21 protein-coding genes are annotated in these 23669 nt (G+C 62.2%); 5 read left to right on the plus strand and 16 right to left on the minus strand.

The genetic code is table 11. From position 1 onward, the window contains the following. Positions 1 to 77 precede the first annotated feature (77 nt). From PQR27_RS29070 to PQR27_RS29105, 8 genes are all read right to left on the minus strand, one after another. Positions 78 to 839: an ABC transporter permease gene (locus PQR27_RS29070; protein WP_408527037.1), complete on the minus strand. Its 762-nt coding sequence runs from the start codon at positions 837 to 839 to the stop codon at positions 78 to 80. Further along, positions 836 to 1762 (minus strand): ABC transporter ATP-binding protein, encoded by a 927-nt coding sequence (locus PQR27_RS29075; protein ID WP_408527038.1) that lies wholly within the window; start codon positions 1760 to 1762, stop codon positions 836 to 838. The genes PQR27_RS29070 and PQR27_RS29075 overlap by 4 nt, the downstream gene beginning before the upstream one ends. A 60-nt stretch (positions 1763 to 1822) precedes the next feature. Continuing rightward, on the minus strand, positions 1823 to 3742 hold the full coding sequence (locus PQR27_RS29080) for a hybrid sensor histidine kinase/response regulator (RefSeq protein WP_408527039.1): 1920 nt from the start codon (positions 3740 to 3742) through the stop codon (positions 1823 to 1825). A gap of 52 nt (positions 3743 to 3794) precedes the next feature. Then, positions 3795 to 5255, minus strand: a complete 1461-nt coding sequence (locus PQR27_RS29085; RefSeq protein WP_408527040.1) for a sensor histidine kinase — start codon at positions 5253 to 5255, stop codon at positions 3795 to 3797. Continuing rightward, positions 5255 to 6361, minus strand: a complete 1107-nt coding sequence (locus tag PQR27_RS29090; protein ID WP_408527041.1) for an ATP-binding protein — start codon at positions 6359 to 6361, stop codon at positions 5255 to 5257. Before PQR27_RS29090 ends, PQR27_RS29085 begins: the two co-directional genes overlap by 1 nt. Further along, complete coding sequence (locus PQR27_RS29095; protein WP_408528332.1) at positions 6346 to 6732, minus strand: anti-sigma regulatory factor; 387 nt, start codon at positions 6730 to 6732, stop codon at positions 6346 to 6348. The genes PQR27_RS29090 and PQR27_RS29095 overlap by 16 nt, the downstream gene beginning before the upstream one ends. A gap of 98 nt (positions 6733 to 6830) precedes the next feature. Then, positions 6831 to 7190, minus strand: a complete 360-nt coding sequence (locus PQR27_RS29100; protein ID WP_408527042.1) for an STAS domain-containing protein — start codon at positions 7188 to 7190, stop codon at positions 6831 to 6833. A gap of 34 nt (positions 7191 to 7224) precedes the next feature. Then, positions 7225 to 8133 carry an STAS domain-containing protein gene (locus PQR27_RS29105; protein ID WP_408527043.1) on the minus strand — a complete coding sequence of 303 codons (909 nt, stop codon included), beginning with the start codon at positions 8131 to 8133 and terminating at the stop codon, positions 7225 to 7227. Between the two features lie 549 nt (positions 8134 to 8682). On the opposite strand from PQR27_RS29105, the gene PQR27_RS29110 reads away from it, so the two are divergent. Beyond that, positions 8683 to 9090 (plus strand): hypothetical protein, encoded by a 408-nt coding sequence (locus tag PQR27_RS29110; RefSeq protein ID WP_408527044.1) that lies wholly within the window; start codon positions 8683 to 8685, stop codon positions 9088 to 9090. Positions 9091 to 9141: 51 nt separating this feature from the next. On the opposite strand, the gene PQR27_RS29115 is transcribed toward PQR27_RS29110, so the two are convergent. Together PQR27_RS29115 and PQR27_RS29120 are read right to left on the minus strand one after the other, a co-directional pair. Next, entirely contained in the window at positions 9142 to 10758 is a 1617-nt protein-coding gene (locus tag PQR27_RS29115) for a tannase/feruloyl esterase family alpha/beta hydrolase (RefSeq protein WP_408528333.1), read from the minus strand. A gap of 50 nt (positions 10759 to 10808) precedes the next feature. Next, positions 10809 to 11915, minus strand: a complete 1107-nt coding sequence (locus tag PQR27_RS29120) for an OpgC domain-containing protein (RefSeq protein WP_408527045.1) — start codon at positions 11913 to 11915, stop codon at positions 10809 to 10811. Positions 11916 to 12303: 388 nt separating this feature from the next. Between PQR27_RS29120 and PQR27_RS29125 the strand changes: the two genes are divergently transcribed. Both PQR27_RS29125 and PQR27_RS29130 read left to right on the plus strand, forming a co-directional pair. Then, the gene (locus tag PQR27_RS29125; protein ID WP_408527046.1) at positions 12304 to 13509 is read left to right on the plus strand and encodes an acyltransferase family protein; all 1206 of its coding nucleotides are present in this window, start codon (positions 12304 to 12306) and stop codon (positions 13507 to 13509) included. Beyond that, on the plus strand, positions 13466 to 13921 hold the full coding sequence (locus PQR27_RS29130) for a tyrosine-type recombinase/integrase (protein WP_408527047.1): 456 nt from the start codon (positions 13466 to 13468) through the stop codon (positions 13919 to 13921). The genes PQR27_RS29125 and PQR27_RS29130 overlap by 44 nt, the downstream gene beginning before the upstream one ends. A 293-nt stretch (positions 13922 to 14214) precedes the next feature. On the opposite strand, the gene PQR27_RS29135 is transcribed toward PQR27_RS29130, so the two are convergent. Next, positions 14215 to 14613, minus strand: coding sequence for a hypothetical protein (locus tag PQR27_RS29135; protein ID WP_408527048.1), 399 nt, complete (start codon positions 14611 to 14613; stop codon positions 14215 to 14217). A gap of 568 nt (positions 14614 to 15181) precedes the next feature. Here PQR27_RS29135 and PQR27_RS29140 point away from each other — a divergent pair. Continuing rightward, the gene (locus PQR27_RS29140) at positions 15182 to 16360 is read left to right on the plus strand and encodes a porin (protein ID WP_408527049.1); all 1179 of its coding nucleotides are present in this window, start codon (positions 15182 to 15184) and stop codon (positions 16358 to 16360) included. Between the two features lie 651 nt (positions 16361 to 17011). Here the strand turns inward: PQR27_RS29140 and PQR27_RS29145 are convergent. Beyond that, on the minus strand, positions 17012 to 17416 hold the full coding sequence (locus PQR27_RS29145) for a response regulator transcription factor (RefSeq protein WP_408527050.1): 405 nt from the start codon (positions 17414 to 17416) through the stop codon (positions 17012 to 17014). Positions 17417 to 18061: 645 nt separating this feature from the next. Between PQR27_RS29145 and PQR27_RS29150 the strand changes: the two genes are divergently transcribed. After that, positions 18062 to 18295: a hypothetical protein gene (locus PQR27_RS29150; protein WP_408527051.1), complete on the plus strand. Its 234-nt coding sequence runs from the start codon at positions 18062 to 18064 to the stop codon at positions 18293 to 18295. A gap of 89 nt (positions 18296 to 18384) precedes the next feature. On the opposite strand, the gene PQR27_RS29155 is transcribed toward PQR27_RS29150, so the two are convergent. From PQR27_RS29155 to PQR27_RS29170, 4 genes are all read right to left on the minus strand, one after another. After that, a complete protein-coding gene (locus tag PQR27_RS29155; RefSeq protein WP_408527052.1) occupies positions 18385 to 19749 on the minus strand; it encodes a DUF1254 domain-containing protein in 1365 nt (454 codons plus the stop codon). Between the two features lie 16 nt (positions 19750 to 19765). Next, positions 19766 to 21049, minus strand: coding sequence for a DUF1254 domain-containing protein (locus tag PQR27_RS29160; protein WP_408527053.1), 1284 nt, complete (start codon positions 21047 to 21049; stop codon positions 19766 to 19768). Positions 21050 to 21204: 155 nt separating this feature from the next. Continuing rightward, positions 21205 to 22584, minus strand: a complete 1380-nt coding sequence (locus tag PQR27_RS29165; protein WP_408527054.1) for an MFS transporter — start codon at positions 22582 to 22584, stop codon at positions 21205 to 21207. 216 nt (positions 22585 to 22800) lie between these two features. Then, positions 22801 to 23355, minus strand: a complete 555-nt coding sequence (locus PQR27_RS29170; RefSeq protein WP_408527055.1) for a hypothetical protein — start codon at positions 23353 to 23355, stop codon at positions 22801 to 22803. Positions 23356 to 23669 lie beyond the last annotated feature (314 nt).

Raw genomic sequence — 23669 nt, forward strand, 5'->3', positions numbered from 1 at the left:
TTGGCGTTCAGTCAGGCGCCGCGCCGTGCAACTCACCCGAGGCTAACCGCCGCTCACCACCAGTCAGTTTTGCATGGCTAGCTCTTCAGCCGGTAGCCGGTCCTAAAGATCCACGCCACGATCACGAGAAATACAGCGAGAAACAACGCCGTCATGCCCAGGCTCACGCCGACATCCACATCGGCGAGGCCATAGAAACTCCAGCGAAAGCCACTGACCAGATAAACGATCGGATTGAACAGCGTCACGACCTTCCAGACCGGCGGCAACATGGCGACCGAATAGAAACTGCCGCCGAGAAACGTGAGCGGCGTGATGATCAGCAACGGTACGAGTTGCAGCTTCTCGAAACTATCGGCCCAGATGCCGATGATGAAACCGAGCAGACTGAACGTGATCGCCGTGAGCACCAGAAACAGGATCATCCAGAACGGGTGCTGCACCTGCAACGGCACGAACAGACCCGCGGTGGCGAGAATGATCAGCCCGAGCAGAATCGACTTGGTGGCCGCCGCGCCCACATAGCTCACCACGATCTCCAGATACGACACGGGCGCCGAGAGCAGTTCATAGATCGTTCCGGTAAAGCGCGGAAAGTAAATCCCGAACGAGGCATTCGAAATGCTTTGCGACAGCAACGACAGCATGATCAAACCCGGCACGATGAACGCGCCGTAACTGATGCCGTCCACTTCCTTGATCCGCGAGCCGATAGCCGCGCCGAACACCACAAAGTAAAGCGAAGTCGAAATCACCGGTGCGATGATGCTCTGCATCAGCGTGCGCCAGGTGCGCGCCATCTCGAACTTGTAGATCGCGCGAATGGCGTAGATATTCATTGGTTACCTCGGAGCAGACTGACGAAAATGTCTTCGAGCGAACTTTGCGTCGTATGTAGATCCTTGAAGCGGATGCCGGCGTCGTCGAGCGCCTTGAGCAGCGCGATGATGTCGGTGCGGCCGCCCTCGCCCTCATACGTATAGATCAACTCGTTGCCGCCCTTGGCGACATCGAGTTTGTAGGCCGCCAGAACGGCCGGCAGTTGCTCGAGTGGACTCTCCAGTTGCAAGGTCAACTGCTTCTTGCCGAGCTTGCGCATCAGCTCGGTTTTCTCTTCAACCAGCATGATCTCGCCCGCGTTGATCACGCCGATGCGGTCGGCCATTTCCTCTGCTTCGTCAATGTAGTGCGTGGTGAGAATGATCGTCACGCCGCTCGCGGCGAGCGAGCGCACCAGCTTCCACATGTCGCGGCGCAATTCCACGTCGACGCCCGCCGTGGGTTCGTCGAGAAATAGCACGCGCGGTTCATGCGAGAGCGCCTTGGCAATCAGCACGCGGCGCTTCATGCCACCCGACAGCGTGATGATCTTGCTATCGCGCTTTTCCCACAGCGACAGATCCCGCAACACCTTTTCGACGTAAGCAGGATTCTTCGGCTTGCCGAACAGTCCGCGGCTAAACGAGACGGTCGCCCAGACGGTTTCAAACGAATCGGTGGTCAGTTCCTGCGGTACGAGGCCGATCAGCGAACGGGCGGCGCGATAGTCGGTGCCGATGTCGCGGCCGTCCACCGTCACACTACCCTCGCTGGCATTGACAATGCCGCAGATAATGCTGATCAGGGTGGTCTTGCCCGCGCCGTTCGGGCCGAGCAAGGCGAAGATCTCGCCGGGGCGGATCGCCAGATTGATGTTCTTCAGCGCGTGAAAACCCGTGGCATAGGTTTTCGACAGATTCGTAACCGAAACGATTGGCTGCATGGATTCGACGGTGGCAGAGGTTGGCCGGTGTGGCGACACCGCTCCGCATAATACCTGGGTTCAGCGCTGCCCGTCCGGAAAGCGGCCGGCGATCACCCGCTGAATCTCTTCCGACGACACCGGCTTCACCAGATGGTGATCGAAGCCCGCCTCCTGCGTGCGCAGACGGTCGGCCGCCTGCCCATAGCCCGTCACCGCGATCAGCAGCGCATTGGCCGTGGCGGCGCGTTTGCGCATCTCCTGCGCGAGCTGAAAGCCGTCCATGCCGGGCAAGCCCAGATCGAGCAGCACGATTTCCGGCCTGAACGCATCGGCAATCTGTAGCGCGTGCCCAGCCTCATGCGCCACGCGCACCTCGTAGCCATCCGATTCGAGCACCAGCGACATGGCCGTGGCAGCGTCCAAGCTATCGTCCACCAGCAGCAGGCGCAAAGCCGGCCCCGCGGCTTGCGGCGCGGCGACCGGTGTGCTCACGATCGGCTGGCCGGCTTGTGACAAGCGTGTGAGCGGCAGGCGCACCACAAACTCGCTGCCCTGCCCCGGACCGTTGGAAAACGCCTCGATCTGGCCGCCATGCAATTCGACCAGCGTTCGCGCGAGCGGCAAGCCAATGCCGAGTCCTCCTTCGGAGCGTTCGAGCGAATTCTCCGACTGCACGAACAGGTCGAAGATATGCGGGATCGTCTCGGCAGCCATGCCCACGCCGTTATCGCGCACACTGATCTGGACGTTGTCATCCAGTTCGCGGACTGCGATCAGAATGTCGCCGCCTTGCGGCGTGTACTTCGCTGCGTTCGAAAGAATATTGCCGAGCACCTGCGCAATCCGCACGCCATCGCCGACGATAAACAGCGGCTCGTCGGGCATGCTGGTCTTGAGTGTGTGGCCCTTCTTGCTAAGCGTGGGGCCTGCCGTTTCAATCGCCGCCTCGATCGCGGCGGCAAGGCCGACGATTTCCTGGCGCAGCGTGATCTTGCCCTGCGTGATGCGGGCCACGTCGAGCAGATCGTCGACGAGGCGGCTCAGGTGCTTGACCTGGCGGCCGATCACCGCGCGCATCGCGTCGAAGTTTTCCGGCGACGGTGAACGGCTTGGATCGAGCACCTCGATAGCATTGCGGATCGGCGCCAGCGGGTTGCGCAATTCGTGCGCGAGCATCGCAAGGAATTCGTCTTTGCGGCGATCGGCGTCGCGCAGCACCATGTCATTGGCCTTGCGCTCGGAGATATCGTTGACGATGCCGGCCAGCCGCACAATCCGCTCGCGCGCGTCGCGCACCGGAAAGGCGCGCTCGGCGACCCAGCGGGTCTCGCCATTGGAATGCACGACCCGGTATTCGATTTCATACGGCTCGCCGGATGCCAGCGCGCGATATGCCGTCCCGACCGCGTCCGCATCTTGCGGATGAATCCGGCCGGCCCAGTGACCCGCGCCGGGAACCGGCGCATTCGCGTCGTCGCCCCACAGGCGGCGATACGCGGGGCTCACGTACAGCAACTGGCCGCTCGACGGATCGAGCATCCAGAACACGTCGTCGATGTTCTCCGCCATCTGGCGGAAGCGCTCTTCGCTTTCGCGCAGTGCGCCCTCCGCGCGCCGTACCCGCAACAGCGCGCGCACATGCGCGATCAACTCGGCCGGTTCGATCGGCTCGATCAGATAGCTGTCCGCGCCGCCGTCGAGCCCGCGAATCTTGTCGATGCTCTGCACCGCCGCCGCCGAGGTTTGCAGCACGAGAATGCCGGCGGTCTCGGGCGTCGACTTGATCAGACGGCACACTTCGAAACCATTGATGTCGGGCAGTTTGACGTCGAGCAGCACGAGGTCGGGCAGCGACAGACGCGCCCGTTCAATCGCCTCGGCGCCGTTGGCGGCTTCGATCACCACAAAGCCCGCGCGCGACAGAATGCGGCTCTTGGCATAGCGAGCGCCGTCGTTGTCGTCGACGTTCAGAATCAGATTTGCGGTCGCGTCGCTCATGGAAAGTCGTGTCCGTGTATGCGTCAGTGGAGATCGAGGTGGGTGGGCGCCATCACAGGTGTACACCGTTTGTGTCGCTTGTGTCGTTCGTGGCGCTCCTGCCGCTCACGCCACTGGCGCTGACCGCCACGCGTGGCCCGGCGCTCCCGTCGAGCGGCAGATACGCCTCGATGGTCGCTGTAAAAGTCGAGCCCTTGCCCAGTTCGCTTTCGAGCTCGACCGTGCCGCCCAGTAGCTTGCACAGCTTGCTGCACAGCGGCAGCCCGAGACCGGTGCCTTTTACGTAGTTCTGCAGGCGGTTTTCCACCTGCTCGAATTCTTCGAAGACGCTTTGCTGATGCTCGAGCGCGATGCCGATGCCGGTATCGCTCACCGAGAAGGCCAGATATCGCCGGGTGGCGTCGTAGTGCGCGCGTACCCGCACCTCGCCTTGTTCGGTGAACTTTAATGCATTGGATATGAAATTGCGGAGAATCTGCGCGACCTTGCCTTCGTCGGTATAGACCGGCGGAATGTCGTCGCATGGATCGAACAGCAGATCGACACCGCTTGCCGGCACCAGCGGACGCAGCATGCCGCGCAACGCCGAAAACAGATTGGCGACTTCGAATTCGGCGGGCCGCAATTCGATCTTGCCCGCTTCGATCTTGGCGATATCGAGCAGGTCGTCCACCGTTTCGGACAGCTCCTCCGCCGCCTTGCGAATGAAGCGTACCTGTTTGGCCTGCTCCTCGGTCAGATCGCCGTCAGCGCGATCCATCAGCAGCTTGGAGAGCGCGCGAATCGAATAGAGCGGCGAACGGAATTCGTGGCTCATGTTCGACAGGAAGCGCGACTTGGCTTCGTCGGCGCGGCGCAGGTGGTCAGCGCGCTCGTCCAGTTCGGCATAGAGCGCCACTACGCCGCGATTGGTGTCTTCGAGTTCACGCGTGAGCCGCACGAGTTCTTCCTGACGCTCCTGCAGATCGCTGAGCGCGTTGACCAGTTCGCGGTTTTGCCGCTGCACTTCGTCAAACGAGCCTTCGTTGCCCGAGGCGGCAACATGCTGGGCGCGCGACGCTGCGACGGCTATGGTGGCGGCCGTGGCGGGCGGCGCGTGCTCCGGCAAGCGCTTGGTCAACGTGACGACCGCGCCGCCCGTCGTCTCTTCGAACGCGCACGCATCCATCAGACGCTGCGCGGCAAGCACGCCCAACGCGCCGGACGGTTCGTCGCCATCGCTCGTGCGCGCGGGGCTACCGGGCCGCTCGGACAGACGAACAAGGGCCGTTGCAGGCGCAACGAATCGGATCAGCAGGCTTTGCGGGCGGCTCGTTTCGTCGAGCAGAAATTCCGCGCGCCCTTCCGGTGTGGCTGCCAGCACGGCACGCGCGACTTCGAGCACCGAGGTGGCAATGCGCGTCCGATCCTGCGCCGTGAAGGCGAGCGCTTCGCCGAGTTCGCGCGCGCGACGCCGCGCGGCGACCACCGCGAGCTCGCCGTCGATTGGCATGACATGGAGCGTCGCGGTCATCAAAGGTGCTCCGCGGGGCGGGCGCGCGCGACGAATACCGTAACGTCGTCACGCACGCGAGTGAAATCGCGGTACAGCGTGGCCGCGATCAACGCCGGATGACGCATGGCGAGACCCGGATAGCGGCCCAGATCCCAGCGCGTGGCGAGGCCGTCCGAGTGCAGGATCAACAAGCCGTCTTGCGGCCAGTCGACCTGAAATTCCTGCGCCTTGCGCAACTGGTGCCCGACAATGCCGGCGTGCGACACCAGATGGCGATGGCCGTACGGCGTCCAGACGCTCGCCGCGATGTTGCCGACGCCGCAAAAGCGCGCGCTGCCGGGCGCGCCGTCCGCCGCGGCCCGCGCCGGAATGCGCGCGACGCCGAGCGCCGCGCCGCGCGTGGGTCGCAACGCTTCGTGCGACGCCCGCACGATTTCCTCGACAGTAGACGGCCCGATCCGCGCAAAGGTGTCGATGGCGGCCATGGCCGCGCTATTGGCCAGCGGTCCGTGGCCGAGTCCGTCGGCCACCATCACCGTGAATTCGTCTTGCGCGTAGCCGCACGACCACGCGTCGCCGCACAGCGTCTCGCCCTGCAGCGGCAGATTGATCCCGCCGTACTCGACTGGCGCGCGATCCGCCGCGACTGGCGAGTCGGCGCCGGACCACACCACCACGCGCAGCACCGTGCCGAGATCGGGCGCGCTCCAGATGTCGAGCGCGTCGGCAAGGCGCTGAATCGCGCCCATGCCGTTGCCCGGACTGCCGGCCGTCGTATAGCCGTCGACGAAACAGGCGTGCAGATCGTGCATGCCCGGGCCGCTGTCGATGGCGAGCAGTTCGATGCCATAACGCGTTGACAGCGGCGACAGCGTCGACAGCGGTGCGCCCGGCTGCGAATCCTCGCTGATCGGCCGCACCAGCAACTCGCCGCGCTGCGCATGTTTGAGTTGATTGGTCGCGCACTCGGTGACGACGATCGCCAGCCGCCCCAGCGCCGTCTCGCTGAAGCCGACGCTGTGCGCGAGTTCGCCGATACCGCGCCGCGCAAACGACACCTGGCTCGAATCGCCGATTTCAAAGCGCTGCTGGGTAGCGCTCGACCCGTTCAGAACGGCTTCCATTTCGTCACAGAAATATGAGTACCCTCGCCAGGTGCTGAACGGATTTCGAATTCGTCGCACAGCCGCTTCGCGCCGCCGAGACCCAGGCCGAGACCCGAGCCACTGGTATAGCCGTCGGTCAGCGCTCTCTGAATATCCGCTATGCCGGGCCCGTTGTCGATGAATTCGAGCCGCAGGCCCACGCGGCCATTGCGCTGGACCGTATAAGAATGGACGTCGCCGCCCCCGCCGTACGTGAGCGTGTTGCGGGCGAGCTCGCTCGCCGCGGTGACGAATTTCGTCTGATCGATTAACGACAGCCCTAACGCGACCGCTTTTTCGCGCACGTGGCGACGCAGCCGCACGATCTGCTCGTCCGAGCGGATCGGCATGATCTCCTCGGGCGGCTGACCGTCAGGGCCGGCTGTTTTGCCGTTGCGCGTCACAGCGGAGAGGGGGTCGCTATCGGGCGGCTGACCGGGAATGGCGTTCAAAGCGATTCCGTGCCGGTTAGCAACGCCATGCCCTTCTCAACATTCAATGCCGTGCGCACGCCGGGCAGCGCAAGGCCGAGTTCGACCAGCGTAATCGCCACGGACGGCTGCATGCCGACCACCACCGTCTGGGCGTCGAGCACGCGCGCCATCGCGGCGGTATCGCCGATCATGCGGCCGATAAACGAATCCACTACGTCGAGCGACGAAATGTCGATCAGCACGCCCTTCGCGCGATCCTTGACGATGCGGTTCATCAGATCGTCCTGCAGCGTCATCGCGAGACGATCGTGCATGTCTACCTGGATGGTCACGAGCAGCAGCGTGCCCATCCGCAAGATTGGAATGCGTTCCATCGCCGGGTCCGGTAGGTGTGCGCGTGAGCCGGCGTCAGTCGCCGGCAAACTGGTTGCCGCGCAATGCGCCGGGTGCTTCCAGTTTGTGGACCGCCCCCAGCACCGATTTGCCGGCGCGTTGCAACGCGACGACGAACGCGTCGGCGAGCGTGGCCTTGGTCGTCACGTTCGACAGGTTCACGCCCAGATGAACAATCGTCTGCGCAATCTGCGGACGAATCCCGCTGATGATGCAATCGGCGCCCATCAGCCGCGCGGCGGCGACGGTCTTGAGCAGATGCTGCGCGACAAGGGTATCCACCGTAGGTACGCCGGTGATGTCGATGATCGCGATGGCCGCGCCGGTCTCGACGATCTTTTGCAGCAGGCTTTCCATCACGACCTGAGTGCGCGCCGAATCGAGCGTGCCGATCAGCGGCAGCGCGAGGATGCCATCCCATAGCTGCACGACCGGCGTGGACAGTTCGAGCAGTTCCTGCTGCTGGCGCATGATCACCTGCTCACGGCTCGTCTGGAAGACTTCCGTGGTGTAGAGGCCTAGCGCGTCGAACAACGTGCTGATGGTCCAGGTGAGTTCCGCCAGCGTGGCGGGTTCATTTGACAGCTCCGCGCGCAAACGCGCAAACAGCGGTTCCTTCAGCGAGAACACGAACATGGCGGTCTCGCCCGGCGTGAAGCCCTGCCGCGCGCGTTGGGTCGACACTTCGGAGAGAAAACCGCGCACCTCGTCCCATGCAGGGGTCCTGAAGTTCACCTGTTCAGACGCGCCGAGCGCGGCGCAGGTCAGCGCGACGAATTGCACAAACTGGTTGCGCAACTGCACTTCGGCGACACCGCCGCGGCGCGACGCGATGGCGTATTGCTGGGCCACCCACTCGCCCAGCAACTCGCTTTGCCGTTCGTTGAAGAGTTGGGCGAGACGGCTTCCGCCAAGCGTTTCCATACAGTTTCCCCAGTCATTGAACAGCGGATGGCGCGATGCGCCGGGCCATGTACTTTTACTCGTGTTCGGTGGTGCCGCCAATTGAGCGATTGGACTCTAGCATGCGCGCGCGTGCCTTCACAATGCTACGTCCCCTAATCGCATGACATGGCGATGCCAGGTGCCAAAGGCGCGTGATATGGCGTTTCGAATCGGCTGCTTTTACTCGAAATCGCTACACGTAACGCGAAACAAGGTAACTATTGCCTGTCAGCCGCACGCAACATCGGCCCGCTCCCGCGCAGCACGATCCGGTGCCCGGGTCGCATGCTGCGCGGCACGCTAACGTTTGCATGACCTTCCTGTCGCGTTTGTTCACCGCCCCCATGATCGGTCAGCATTACTTCGGATAACTACGGTTATTCCCGCTCTTTCAGCACAGCGCCGGGCACACGGGATGCTCGACTCCCGACATGCTGCTGGCAAGCGCGCGGCACACCGCTTGCGGCAGTTCGCTTATGCGAGCGACTTGCGCTTGCGTGACATCAACCGACTCCATAGAGGTGAATCATGAAACACGTGACCAGGACAATCTTTGCTTCGGCGCTCGTGATGGCGCTGTCCGCCGGTGTTTATGCTCAGGCTGGAGGTGGCGCGGGCGGCGGTGGCGGAGGAGCGGCTGGCGCCGGCGGGACGGGCGTGGGTGCGGGCGGCGGCACGGCCGGTGGCGCTGGCGGCACGGCCACACCGGGCGTCGGCCCCGGTACGATGAAAAGCCCGGGTGACTCCGGCTACGGCTCGCCGGGCGTGACCGGCATGGGTGGCGGGATGGGCACGGGTACCGGCGCATCGCCCAATAGCCCTTCGATGAACCGTCCGAATAGCGGCATGAGCAAAGGCATGAACAACGGTACGCGAAGCGGTACGGGTAACGGCATGAACAACGGCACGAACGGCACGATGCAGAATGGCCAGTAGCCGCTATGGAAGTGTGCGTGGTTCACTGCCCCAAACGGCGGTGATCCACCGTCACGGTTCGGCGCACACGAAACTGCTGGCTAGATTCAGATTGCCCTTCCCCAGATAACGTGGGAACAGCGGATAGCGGCACAACGGACGCGAGCGTCCGTTGGTCGCTGCCGCGATATCCGTCGCCGTCAGGGTTTCGGGCGATATGCCCCGTGTCACCCAGTTGTCGAGCGCGCTCAACAGATCGACTGACGGAATGAACACCCCGCTGCCGTGCTGGAATCCCGGCACCATATACAAGCGCATGAACGTATCGACCTGGTCCGTGCCGAAGCGATCGACCAGCGCCTCGTAATAGGCGATCGTCTGATTCGGGCTGATGACTTCGTCGGCGAGGCCTTGCAACGTGATGAGCTTACCGCCTCGTGCGATGTAGCGCGCGAGATCGGAATTCATCGCGCCGATCGTCTGTGACAGCGCAACCAGTTGCGCGCGATATTTTCCAGCGTGTTGCGGATCGAAGCGTAGCGAGTCGAAATTCGCGTCATGTGCCACGAAATAGCGGACGTAGCCGTCGCCCTGCGCGAACAGGTAACCGTTCGCGAAGAAGCTCGGCACAGGCAAACGGTCGGGCTGGTGGCCGAGTCCGAGCAAGCCCGTCAGATGCGTCCCCTGAAATACGTTATAGCCGCTGTAGCCACTCACGTCCCACGCGAGACGGTACGGCAACGACAGACCATCGCGCATCACCAGCAAGGTGGACAGTTGCGCGTCGCTGAGGCATTCATCGTGTGCGGGCATGTGCCCAGCGCAGCGCAATGACGCGATGATGTCCGCTTCGCGCTCGCGGCAGGCGGCCACGTCGCTGACGATGCCGTCTGCCGCGCCGTCGAGCCGGTCACACACAGCCAGCGTCTGGTGATACACGTGTTCGAGCGCGAGTGGTGAAACGAAGCCACCGGGTCTCGCGTATTCGGCCTGCCCAAGCTCCACCCCCAGCAGGCGCACGCCGGAGAAATTGAGCGCGGGCGAATTGGCGATGACCCCGTCGTAATCGTCCGGATAGCGCTGCATGACCGTGTAGCCTTCGCGCCCGCCGGTCGAGCCGCCGGCGAAGTACATGCGCTGCGGCGGCCGGCCGTAGGCACGCGCGATCAGTGCAAGCGCGGCATCGTGCGTTTTCTTCAGGTGCGCGTAGCCGAAGTTCGTCACCGCTTCGTCGACGAGGCCGAACACCGCGAGCGACGAATCGCCGACATGCCCCGAGTCGTCGCCGAAAGTGGCGTACCCTTGCGCGAGCGGTGCGCGATTCGGCGAAAACGGCATCACGCCCGTGCCGCTCACCACCACGCCGTTATAGCCACCGCCGCCGATCTGCAACGCGCGGCCGTTCCAGCGGCGTGGCAGATTCAGGTCGAAACGGATGTCGGGCGTGCCTGCCTTCAGCGCCTTGATACGGCCGGTCATGCGGCAATATTCGCCGCCTTGCTGGTTGCCGGGCGCGGTGGCGCCCACCATGGCCGCGCTTTCGATCTGCGCGCCCGCGGTCGGCAAGGCGATGAGTTCAGGTGGCAACACCGCGCCCGCGAGTTCCGCGCAACGCATCGCGAGCGGCACTTCGTTGTCCGCGGCAAACAGCTGACCCGCGCCGAGCCAGCCCAACGCACCAATGATCATGACGACCGTGCGCGTGCCTCGCATGCCATGCATATGGCGCAATCGCGCCCTCATCCGCAACCCGCGCCGTTGGCCGCCGTGCGGGCTTGCTGACCTTTCCAGTCGTTCCAGCCGCGCGCGATCATCAGCACCGCGCCGATCGCGACCAGATCGCCGCCGAGTCCAATCAGCGTGCCGCGAAAACCGCGAAACATATGCGGCGTGGCCGTATCGACGATCAACGACACCAGCGTGCCGGTGACGAAACACACGAGCCCGGTGCGGCCGACCGTCACCACGGCGGGCAGCCGTTGCGCGAGCCACGCGATACTGCCCATGCGTACGAATTGCGCGGCAAGCCAGGCGATAACGAGAAAGTTGATCACACGGTCCACGGAAAGGTTCTGTTTGAGGGTGCCGGGCAGCGGTTGCGTCAGCACGAAAAGTTTGACGATGGCGAAGGCCAGCACCGCGATCACCGCGCCCCGCGTGAGCCAGCGCGCGGCGCGGGTTGCGTGGAAAGCTTCGCTGATGGGTTGCACCCGGCACAGAATCCCGAGCACGAACATCAATTGCCATGCAAACGGATTAAAAGCCCAGTCGGCCATATCGTCAATGCTCAATAGCACGGCCAGCGGCCGCGCCAGCGCCCAGACAGTCACGCTCACACCCAGCGCCATCAGCACAGAACGGCGCGCCAGCGGCACCGCGAAGGGTACGCATAGCGCGAAGATCACGTACATGGGCAGCACGCTCGACAAATACGGCTGACGCCTGAGCACCGCGATATCGAACGCTTCGCGCAGCGGCTGCCCCGCGAAAGGCGCCCAGCCGGTCAGCTCGACCATCGGCTGGTTCAGATGCAGGAGCGCGAGCACCGCACCCGACACGAGCGTCAGCATGGCGGTCAGCAGATAGGCGCGATAGATCTCCCAGCAGCGCCTGACAAAACGCAGCTTCGCCGCATGTTCGCCACGGCCCGCAAGCACTGTTGTATACGCGGCTGCCGACGCATAGCCGCCGAGGAACACGAACACTTCCGCCGAATCGCACAGCGCGTACGCATGCAACATCAGATGCGACAGCGTGCTGCCGGGAATGTGGTCCAGCACGATGACGATCAGTACGACGCCGCGGAAGAAATCCACTTCGATCGAGCGTCCGCGACGTGATTCCATTGAGAGTCTCGCAGGATGGCGCGTGCATGCGATGCACGCTGGCGAGCGGTCATCGACCGCCGTTGTTCGTAGGAACACCAAGACAATAAAACGTTCTCGCCGAGGCCGCGCACCACGTCGATGCACGCTGACAACCGGCCTCTAAGCGCGGGCGGATTGGCAGCGATCTGAAATTTTGCTGTCGGCGAGCGGTAATACTTGGTCATCCCGCATGCAGAACGCGGCAAGTTTTGCGGCTTTTCATGGAGCACGTGCGTGTCATCCGGTCATAAACGCGAAAAAAAATCGACGCGGGTGGTGTGCGATTTTTTTCGCTTTTTTTCATCGTAGGATGGGTTGCTGCACGGCGTGTTTCACGCGCCGCCTCCGCCCCGGAAGACAACCCCCCATGAACAACAGGATTGCCGGCTTCGACGGATTGCGTGCTATTGCAGTCCTGATGGTGTTTTTTCAGCACCGCTTATTTGGCGAGATTGGCGAGATCGGTCATCTCGGCGTATGGATTTTCTTTGCGTTGAGCGGCTTTTTGATCATCGGCATTCTGTCGACACAACGCACGCGCATCGAGAGCGGCGGCAGCCGGTTCGGCGCCGAACTGAAGCGCTTTCTGTTGCGCCGGACCTTGCGCATTTTTCCGATCTACTACCTGATGCTGGTGGTGATGTGCGTGCTGATGGCGTTTGGAATGGCGAGCCCTGAACTCGCGAGCGGCATGCCGTTTCACTTCGCTTATTTATCGAACTTCTGGATCGGCTCGGTGCTGCATTACTGGCCGGGGCGTTATTCGCATCTGTGGAGTCTCGCGATCGAGGAACAGTTTTATCTGGTGTTTGCGCCGTTGTTGCTGCTGATCGCTGCGCGGCGGCATCGTGCGGTGTGCGTGATGATCATAGTGGTGGGTCTGATTTCGTTACTGGCGATGCGTGCAGAACACTGGCCGGAGATCACCGTCTATACGCATCCGCTGACCAACTTCTGGCTGTTGGCACTTGGCGGAATGGGCGGTTTGCTGATCGCTCGCGAGGGTAGCCGTTTGCGGGCACTGCTCGGGCGTGGTGTGACTTTGTTGGTTTTGAGTGCTTGCCTTGTAGCGTTGTGTGCGGCGGAGCCGGTATGGAGCGGGTTGGAGAATCCGTTTGCGTTCACGCTGGTCAGCGCGTTGTATGGGGTGTGTATTGCGGCGCTGGTGTGTTCGATTGCCTGCTGCAGGACTGCGATGGTGATCCAATTGCTGGAGACTCGTTGGCTCGTGAGTTTTGGGCGCATTAGTTACGGGTTTTATCTCTATCACAATCTGATTCCCGATCTCACGCGCAATCGTCATGCGGAGGCGTTGTTCGGTGGCGCCGTGCCGGTGTGGGCGCATGCTGTGGGGATTGTCGCGTCGTTCGTGATATCGCTGGTGATTGCGGGTGTGTCGTGGCGGTGGGTTGAAGCGCCGATTCTTCGGTTGAAGACACAACGGGCCAGTGAGGTTTCTTCGTCGCGCGGCGAGGGGGTTGTACGTCGATCACGTCAAGCCAGCGATCCTGCTCGCGGTAAACACCGGCATGCGCCGCTCCGAAATCATGCGGCTGCGCTGGACCGCGATTAACTGGACCGCAAGAACCGTCACCATCGAGCCGTGGACGACCAAGGTAAAGCGCCGCCGCGTGCTGCCGCTCAATGATGAAGCGCTGGCCGTCCTGAAGGCATGGCGACGCCAGACGAAATTCGAGTTCGTCTTTATCAACGAGATGGGCGAGCGTCTGATCGAGGTGCGTGACTGGCTCAAGATCAGGAAGGCGGCGCAGATCAAGGACTTCCGTTTCATGGACACGCGCCATCACACGGCCACACGAATGATTAACGAAGGCGTGCCGGTCTATCACGTACAAAAGATTCTCGGCCACACGGACAGCCGCATGACCCAACGCTATCTGAAGGCGCGCGACGCCAAGCTGCAGGAGGCGATAGCGGTCCTTAACCGGCCACGAACATCGAACTCAGTATCGCAAGCTGCGTGACGCGATTCCCGCCGTGCCCGAGTGTTTAGTCACGGCGGCAATCGCGCCCCAGCCTGACCATTCGACTACGAGGGGAATAATCGATGTCCGCGAACTGCGTGTAGGCCGATCTGAGAGGTCGATTTTCCGGCCAGCGGTGGGCTAACCAACTGACGCGACTTTTTCAACAGCATCGGGACACTTCGGTCGTTCGCAGTAGCGCGCCAAGATCCTCCTGGTGGCTGAATCCGGCCACCCACAACTTGCGGCGCCGTGCGAATAGTCGGCTCCCGTCAAACGGGCCCCACATTAAATCAAACGAGATCTTGTTCGAGATTGCCAAAGGCTGCCCGCTCAAGCGGTCCCCACGCGAAGGCCTGTCCGACGGTGATGCACTTTCCGTTCGAAAAGGACGATAGGAACAGTCCGTACCCTTCGCTCACGCAGTCATCAGCAAGCTTTCTGATCGGGTCCGAGTAGCCAAACCGATGTACGTTCCACTTTACATGTTCGCGGGAAAAATCCGTTTTATGCAGGGCGCATAGGTGCGCGAGGAACAACTGGTGATAGCCAAGCTCCACGTGTGCGAACAGCAGTCCGCTCTTCTGGTGATAAAGAAAATCGCCGGCGGAGCCCGACTGAACGTCATGCAATGCATCCGCAAGCTGCTCCGCGTAGCCAAAGCGGGCATGCCTCCAGAGATAGCGGTCCAAACCTTCCACTACGGCCGGTTGCGGTACCTCCGAAAAGCCTGACAGAAGCAGACGCGTAAGGTCCGGAGCATCTCCCATCCGGTATCGCATGTGACACCCTTCGCACGTTGCACGGGCCTTAAGTCTAGCGTAGGAAGACATTGCCTTTTCAAAACCGCCAACACCAAGCTTCGCAGCAAGGCGGTCCCGGTGTCTGTTGCGGAGCCGACTTTCAAGTGCCCGGGTCAAAGAGCGGGCCAGTGGCCGTAGATGGCCGACTGTACGCGTTCAGCCCCTTCGCCGTAAGCCGCCGGTCGAAAACATTCGCCTTGCGGCAGCGGCAGCTTTTTGGCGTCATATCTCCGCGGGTGCAACCCGGCCCAGTAATTCCGGTCGGTCGCGCTCGCAGTTGATCCGACACTCAACCGTCGGTTGCTCGGGAGCAACGGACGCGCGTACGTCAACATCCTCGCTGCACAGACAGCGACATATACTTCTGAATCTAGATGTTCGTAATGCTAAGTTTGGGCGCGTCTCTGTGTGAAGCAATTCACGAGAATCCTGTCGAGCGATCTACTGGAGCAAGCGAATGAAAAAATCCCTGATAGCCGGCGCGGCGCTGATCACCCTGGCAGGTTCGGCGCATGCCCAGAGCAGTGTGACGCTGTATGGCTTGATCGACGCGGGCCTGACTTACACAAACAGCCAGATTACCGGAACGGGCTCGGGCGGTCACAGCAACTGGCAGATGACCAGCGGCTCGGTGCAGTACAGCCGTTGGGGGCTCCGTGGGGCTGAAGATCTGGGCGGTGGGTTAAAGGCCGTCTTTACACTGGAAAACGGCTTCAACGTGAACAACGGGCAGTTGTCGTCGAACAATCGCATCTTTAACCGCCAAGCCTTTGTTGGCCTGTCCAGCCATGACTACGGTACGCTCACGCTGGGTCGCCAGACCGATGACATGGTCGACTTCGTGGCGCCGCTTTCGATGACGGGCACGGAATTTGGCGGCACGCACTTCGCCCACCCTTTCGACATTGACAACCTGAACGATTCGTTCCAGATCAATAATTCGGTGAAATATGAGAGTCCGGAGTATGCCGGGTTCAAGCTCGGCGCGTTGTATGGCTTTTCGAATCAATCCGGTGGCTTTTCAAACAATCGCGCCTACAGTGTGGGCATGTCTTACGTGTGGGGGCCACTGAACTTCGGGGCTGGATATCTGCACCTGAACAGCGCCGCGCGGACCCCGGGGCAGGTCAATACGAACGGTGCAGTTACCGATACGACCGGCGCGTCACTTCAAGGCCTCCTGGCGCCAACCACGGTTCCGTTAGGGGCGATGGCCGCCCGCCAGCAGACTTGGGGTGGTGGGGTGAATTACACGTTCGGCCCGGCGGTTGCTGGCTTTGTATATACGCAGACCAACCTGACACAGCTGTTCCAGACGGGCTTCAGTACGCACTTCCAGAACTTCGAAGGTAACTTGCGCTATGCGCTGACACCCGTGGTGGAACTCTCGGGCGCCTACACGTACTCGCGCGCGGGCGGCAATGCAGGCAGCGGCAGTCCGCACTGGAACCAGGTGAGCGCGATGGCTGATTACAGTTTGTCACGGCGTACGGACATTTATCTTCAAGGAACTTGGCAAGGCGTGAGTACGAGCAGCAATTCGCCGTTGGGCGTAGCCTGGATCAACGGCGTGAGTGCGCCGTCGTCCACGAACAACCAGGTTGAGGCGACTGTCGGCGTGCGTCACCGTTTCTAAGGGGGAAAAGCTAGCGATCAAATCGCCTCTGATATCGCCGGGTCGAGCGCTGCGCCGCATTTGAGACAGAGTAGCGTCGAGCTGCCGATTACGAGTTGAACACTGGCTTCCGAGGGCTGTGCGCTGGCGGCCGATGCAACGTCTCGTAAGCAACGTTAACTTGCGACACATTTAGGAGGGTGGTCAGAGCGCGACGCTAGATTATGTCTGGCATGTACGTGGTCAATACCGACTCCGCAAGCCTTAGTTGCGTGTCCTCTTCATCTCGGTTTCAATCTGTTGGCAGGTCGTCCCTGCCTCGCGATGCCGAGGGCTAAGCTCTCAATGCTCGTTCGGCGATGCCTGACGCTCTCGGAAACGAGTCGAACATTCTTCTTGCTGGGCAGGTTCGACCCGTAACTGAACGTCCCAAACTGGCGATGAAGGAGCGTTCGTCCTAGATAATCGTATGTCCGGTTACGGTGCGGAGCCTACGGCTGAACGTCCGATCGACGACGCGTGTGAATAGCGGTTTGTGGCCGAACTCTGCCGGAGGCCGCCGCACGCATGAACTCCAAAACCGCGCGTCACGCAGAGGACTGCAGCCGACGCATGGACGGCCACCTTCGGGATAAGCATGGCTCGATGAGGATAGAACCGCAGCGTAGGCAACTACGCGGTAAAGCGTTCTACAGAAATTGGCGCAACTCCAATCGCTATTCCCACGGCCGTAAACAATGTGGTGTCATCAAATGGTTTGCGCAGATAGCCAGCGGCGCCCGACGCAAGGGCCTTCTCTCGAACAGTAGGATCGTCGTTCGCAGTGGTGAAGATTACTGGCACGAGAGTCGGGGCAAGGCGGCGCTGTAACTCCAGCCCGTTGATCCCCGGCATCTGAAAGTCCAGGATCACACACGCGGGCCAACACGAAGCTGTCGTCGAAAGCGCGCCTAGAAATTCCTCGCCACTGGAAAACGTCTCGGCCTTTATTCCGACGGAACGCAGCAAGCGGCTGATGGCCCGGCAAACTGATTCGTCATCGTCGACCACAGCGACGATTTGGTTGAGATTGACCATATGACGACGCGCCCGGTGAGAAGACCCTACTAAGCAGCTTTAGCCTGACAGGAGATCAAGTGATGTGCCATTTGGCTTTGGTCCGATAGCAGCGCCGCACGCGAGCAGTCCGCTCAGCGCCTCGCGAGGTTCAAGCAGCGGCGCTACTGCGCCGACGACAAGTATTTCTTGAGCCGACCAGCGTAGTTCGCCACAGGTTGCTCCGCACCTATCCGGACGAGGGGGGCGCTGCAACTGCGCTTCTAGACGTGTCAATTGTTGACAATCCCGGCGGTCACGTCGAACGCCCGCTCGTGGCCGAACTGAGTCGCACGTTGACACCTCCGTTTCACGTACATTGCGCATCGCATCTAGCGGGAACGGCTTGCGACGAACACGCGGAAGTAGTCAACGTAAAGGCAAAAAAATAGGCGGAAACTGCCCGAAAATGGCCTAGCCGGTCGCAAAGCCTTACCAGACAAGGCACCGTACGCGCCGTCTATTTTCCGAAATTGCCCCTGTGCGGGGCGACGCTGATAAACCAATAACAAAACAAGGAAAGGCCACCGCCGTAGGCACAAGGAAAATGCCGCCGCAAAAGGCAAAAAAACCTCAGGCACACCTCTTGCGCAGTCCAGATCACCCCACAAAACAGGACCCATCACAATGCCAACCCAAACATCCTTTCCGGCGGAGCCGGACCAAAAGCGTTCTGAATCCCCTGGCGGTCCGCCGACTGACGTTTCCAAGCCGATAGGCGACGCAATCCCGACGCCGGTCGAACCGGGCCTCGACCAGCCCTTGCCGGAAAAGGGCGACCCAGAGAACAACCCAGACGCCCTAGGCGAAACCGACCCACCCCCCGGCGTCCCCGCCCCCGGTCCATCCGATTTCGCATAGCGGAGCAAGCCATAACGGTGCAAACAAAACCCGCACAAACAGAAAAAGCCACAACCCCATAGCGCCTGCATGCAAACCAAGAGCGCCCCTCACTCCGGCAAATCCAGATCGCGCGTAACCGCAGGGTACAAAAACCCCCGCGCCAGATGCACCTCCCGCGGACAATACAACCGCATCGCGAGATAAAACGACCCACCCGGCGCGGGCAACCAGTTCGCCCGCAACACCGCATCGCGTGGCTCCCGCGCCGAAATGGCAATGCGCAATCCGCCATCCTCATCAAACCGCAAACCCGGCGTGCGGTCCCCCACGGAATATCGTTCAATGCCATTCTCAACCAGCAAACAACTCGCCTTGTCATACGCGGTGATCGACCAGAACGCATCGGTCTGCAATTGCCCACCGGGCGGAAAATGCAGCACGTAAGACGTTGCGCCATCGAGCGGCATATCGTCGGCGTCGCGGTCGGCGACCACGTACATGGCCTCCTCGACGCCCAATGCGCCAATGTAGTTCAGCGCCACCTGCGCACGCTCGGTGTATCGCGTGCCGAACGATTCGCTCACGTCGACCGGCAGGAACCATCCGCCACCCAGCGCCGACGGTTGCGGCGCGGATAACGTGTCGATGGTCTGTGCAATCGCGCGCGAGAGCGCATCGCGCTGCACATCCGTCAGCGCATCGGCGTCGCACGACGCGCCGATTCCACACGCGGCAAAACGCTCGAGCATGGCCGCCGCTTCAGCCGCCGCTGGATTCTCGGCCAACGCACGGTTCACGATGCGCGCAAATTGCACGGGATCGCCCGCGCGATCCTGCGCCCGCATGCCGGCATCGATCAGACGCGGCACCTGCGCGCCACCCTCCGCCAGAGGCTCGATGACAAGGCGGTCCTGCAACGCGATCACCTCCGCGAGATCGTCGGGGCCGTCGATCAGCAGCCGGCCGATCATCCATACAGACGGCGTCGGGCAGCTCAGTGCGCGCGCGCCTTCGGGCACCACGCCTTGCCAGTCCGGACCATGCAGCAGGAAAGTGCCGGCTGCGCTGCCCGTCGTGCGGCTGCCGATATAGCCAAACGGATTGGTGTAAAAGTCGAGCAAGCCCAGCACGTAATAGCGTGTGCCCATATCCGGCACGTGCAGAAGCAATGGGCCTTCGCTCAGATCGAGCCACACGCTCGAATACAGCGTGTCGTTATTCGGCGTGACCACTTCGCGATTACGCGGCCCAAGGAGCTGGCGGGTATGAACCCAGCGATTCACCCAGCGCAGTGTCGAGTCCGGCGAGCCGCCGGCGAAACGGCCGGCGTCGTCACGTCGCGACGATGCGGCCGCACGCATGCGCGTCATTTCGTACAGCGGGAGAGTGAACAGCACGGCGTCAAGCGCAAGCGCGAGCAGTTCATCGGGCACGGCAGGTGCGCATTGATCCAGAGTAGAGGTGCGGGACATGGCGTGAAATCACTCGTTAGTTTTGTAGCGGCCGAACGGCCGGGATCGTGTAGCGCCCATCGAGAAACTCGGCGCGCGGATGATAGAAGCGAAGAATCAGGTAGAACGGTGTGGCGGGCGCGGGCAACCAGTTCGTGGTCGAGGGCGGCGCTTCATGCTGGATCACGATGCGCAGGCCGCCCTCGGCGTCGTACTGCAAACCCGGCGTGCGGTCGCCAATCGCGTAGCGCCCCAGCGGATTTGTGGCGAAAAACCGGTCCGCGGCATACAGCGACAACGACCACAACGCGTCGACCGGCGGCAGGCCGCCCGGCGGGAAAATCAGTTCGTACCCCTGAGTCCCGTCGAGGCGTTGGCCCGTCTCGTCGAAATCGGCTACGGCGTAGACGGCCTCGTCGGCGCTCAATGCGCCGAGGCCCTTCATCGCCGTGCATGCGCGCAGCAGGTAGTCGCTGCCGTACTGTCCGAGCTGCACGTTATAACTCCAGCTGCGGCGCGCGCGGCTTTGCGTATGCGCTTCGATCAGACGCAACGCCTGAGCGTAAGCGAGCCGCAACCCCTGCTGCGTAGCAAGCGGCAACGCGGCGATGTCGACTGCCGCGTCGTAGCGCAAACCAGCACGCGCGAGCAGGCCGAACAGGCCGGTCTCGTCGGCGCGCGGCGGCACATCGCGCAACGCGTCAAACAGATTCTGGAAGAAATCGAGTGCGGCGTCGCCCGTGTCGCACCATCTGCTCACGCAAGCCGGTCCTGCAGTGCGCGGGCCGTTCGACCGGAACCCTGCAGCGATGCGCTGCGCGGCTGGCAGATCCGCGTCGCTGGTCACGAGCACCCGGCCGAGCAGCCAGACCAACGCGGTTGGGCACGCCACCGTGCGCTTTGCCCCGGCTTCCAGCGTGTGTCCGGGCAAATGCAGGACAACCTGGCAAGCGCCGTTGTCGAGCGTGCGGGAACTGATATTCACGAAATTGTTGGTGAACGCATCGAGCAATTCGATGACGAAATACCGCCCGGCCTCAGCCGCGGGAATGTCGAGCGTCACCGGGCCGGCCGACAGATCGATCCAGCCATTCAGATAAAGAAAATCGTTCGCCGGCGTGACGATGTCGCGGTCCTCATGGGTCCAGCGACGCATGCTCGCGTGGATCGTATTGAACGGCGCGCGCAGCGGGCTCGTGGCATCCGGCGGCGTGTGCAGCGCGCACGTGCGCATGACTTCGACAAGCGGATAACCGTAGATCGCCAACGGCGTCGCGGCCACGCTGACAAGCGCCACACGGGGATCGTCGTTATCAGGCACGAATGATTCAGAGGCGGGTAAGCGCAAATTATTCATTGGATCAGCTCAGGAGGTTCAACAGGTTCAGCCGGTTCGTTTCAAGGAGTGTGGCGCGCCCGCACGCAGCCCTTGCAGCGCGCGCCAATCGTGGTCATCGGAGAAAAAAAACGGTGTCGCTAGCGTTCCGGCGACGCGGAATCTGTCGCGAACACTGCGGCGGTGCGGGTATCGTTGCTGACCTTCTGCGCAAAAGCCTCGCGCGCTCCCTGCACGGCGAAGCGGCGCCGGTCGGCAGCCGGATCGACGAGGCAAGCGGAAATCAGGCCGCCAGCCACCGCGAACAGGCCGGCCAGCAACATGCCGGTGCGGTAGCCATTCAACGGGTCGCTCGCCCGATCGATCACCTGCCCCATCACCGCTGGTGTGATCAGACCCGCCAGCGTTGTGATGCAGATGTTGATGCCGAGCAGGCCGCCGCGCTGCTTCGCCGGCGCAATCTCGCCGGTCAGGGTGACGCCTGTCGTGAAGGCGAACGACGCGAGCGAGAAGGCCAGCGTGACCATCGCGATCAACAGCGGCCCACGCGGCAGGAGCGGCACCAGGGCAAGACCGGCGCCCGACAACACGACGAGCGCGCCGCCCAGCGTGCCGCGCGCCTGCCGGCTCGATACGCCGCGCCGCATCAGATGCTGCGACCACCAGCCGAGCAGCGGCGCCGATACCATCTGCCCGAACGCCGGCAACACGATGATCCAGCCGACCTGAGTCATCGAATACCCTGCCACGCGCACAAGGTAGCTCGGCAGCCAGATAGTGGCCACCGTCAGGATCACGTACGCCGAGAAGCCCGACAGATTACTGCCCATGCATGTGCGCGAGAGCAGCAGCGCACGCATCGGAATGCGTGCCGGCAGGCTCGCGCCCGCCGCGGCCAGGGCCGTCGCCTGAGCCGTCCCGCCGCCACGCGCTGGTGCGTCGAGCGGTCCTTCGCGGCCGGCCCACAGCCAGACCAGGCTCCACACGAGGACCGCAGCGGCTAGCGAGAGAAACGCAGCGCGCCAGCCGAAGCTCACGATGACCCAGGTGATGAGCGGCGCGACAAAGCCGGCGCCAAATGCCGCGCCAATCGTCAGGATCGCGGAAGGCACAGTGCGCTCCCTGTCAGGAAACCACTTGTAGAGCGCATGCACGGCAACCGGATAGGCGGGCCCTTCGCTCGCGCCCAGCAGAACGCGCGACGCGATCAACATGCCCGGCGTCGCAACCAGCAGCAATGGCGCCTGGGAAATGGACCAGACCAGCGCCATGGCCAGCAGCAACCAGCGGGTCTTGATGCGGTTTGCCAGCAAGCCGACCAGCAAGGACGACAGCGAGAACAGCGTAAAGAAGCTCGCCGCGATCCGGCCGAACTGGCTGTGGGTCAAGTGCAATTCGCGCATGATGGGTTCGGCGGCGAGCCCCATCACGGCCTTATCCGCGAAGTTGATCGCGAGAAAGAAAAACAGGCTGATTACGACCACCCAGCGATGCCGGATGCCCCTTGCCGAAACCGTCATGTCGTCTCCAGTCGCGGCTATGTCTGCCCGCGCTCCCAGGAGCGGAAGCCGGCTTGCTGCCGCGTGACGGATGATTGGACGCCTCGCAGATCGATAACACAATTGCATAATTTGCACGAAATCAATGCAGCGATTGCATTGACAATTGGGCCACGGGCGGCGCCGCGCCAGATGGAATTCCATCCCCTGGCGCGGCCAATAGCGCAGCCCGGAAGCTTAAAAACGGATGCTGAAAGTCTGCACCTTCTGCCCTTCGAGGCTGACCTGCACTGCCTCTGTACACGACCCCGTCAAGCAGGTCGTGTCGTCGATGGTGGGGCCGACTGCCGGAACCGTCTCGCTGATGATGATGGCCTTGATCAGCCGCGCGTCATCGGTCACGACCATTTCTAGCACGAGCACCACGCCGCTGTCGTAGGTGATAGTCATCGTTCCGGTGCAATCGGAATTTACCGTGTAGGCGCCATTCTGAGCCCCGGTGAAATTGATCTGTCCGCCTTTCGGCGCGCCAGCGATTGTGCCGGTGTCGATCCGCGTGAAGTGGCCACTGCCGTCGAACGTCACGAGCGCGACGTCGTTAAGGGCCAACTGGGTAACGAACGGATGCACCCCTTTGGCGTCGATCAGTCCGATCACTTGCCCCACGGCGCTAAATCCGTACGCGCCTCTGAGCATGCCGGCCGAACACGACGGAGCGGCACGGGCCGCTCCGCTGAGCGACAGAAGGGCAATAGCCGTGGCCGACAACATGCGTATACGCTTGCTATTCATATTCATCTCCTTGTAAGCAACTCAGGCATTCAGATGCAAATCAACAATTTGGCTTCCTAACTGAGTTGAATGCACCATTCATGGCGATTCGACAGATACGGCCGTGCGTCACCACCGCTGTTTAGAGAAGCAGCGGCGAAAGGACGAAAGCCCGGCTGCACGGGTCGTCCATTGAAAAGGTGGCGCGCTGGCGTCGGTGTTCGATCGGCGCGCGAAAGTGACGCGCCGGGGACCGACATTGGGAGTGGTGAATTGCTGCACCGGGCCGGATTTGCAGCCGGGTGTCGGCGGATGCGTGCGGAGAATTCACACGG

Origin of the sequence: Paraburkholderia fungorum (genome assembly GCF_046027215.1) — a bacterium.
Lineage (GTDB): Bacteria > Pseudomonadota > Gammaproteobacteria > Burkholderiales > Burkholderiaceae > Paraburkholderia > Paraburkholderia fungorum_D.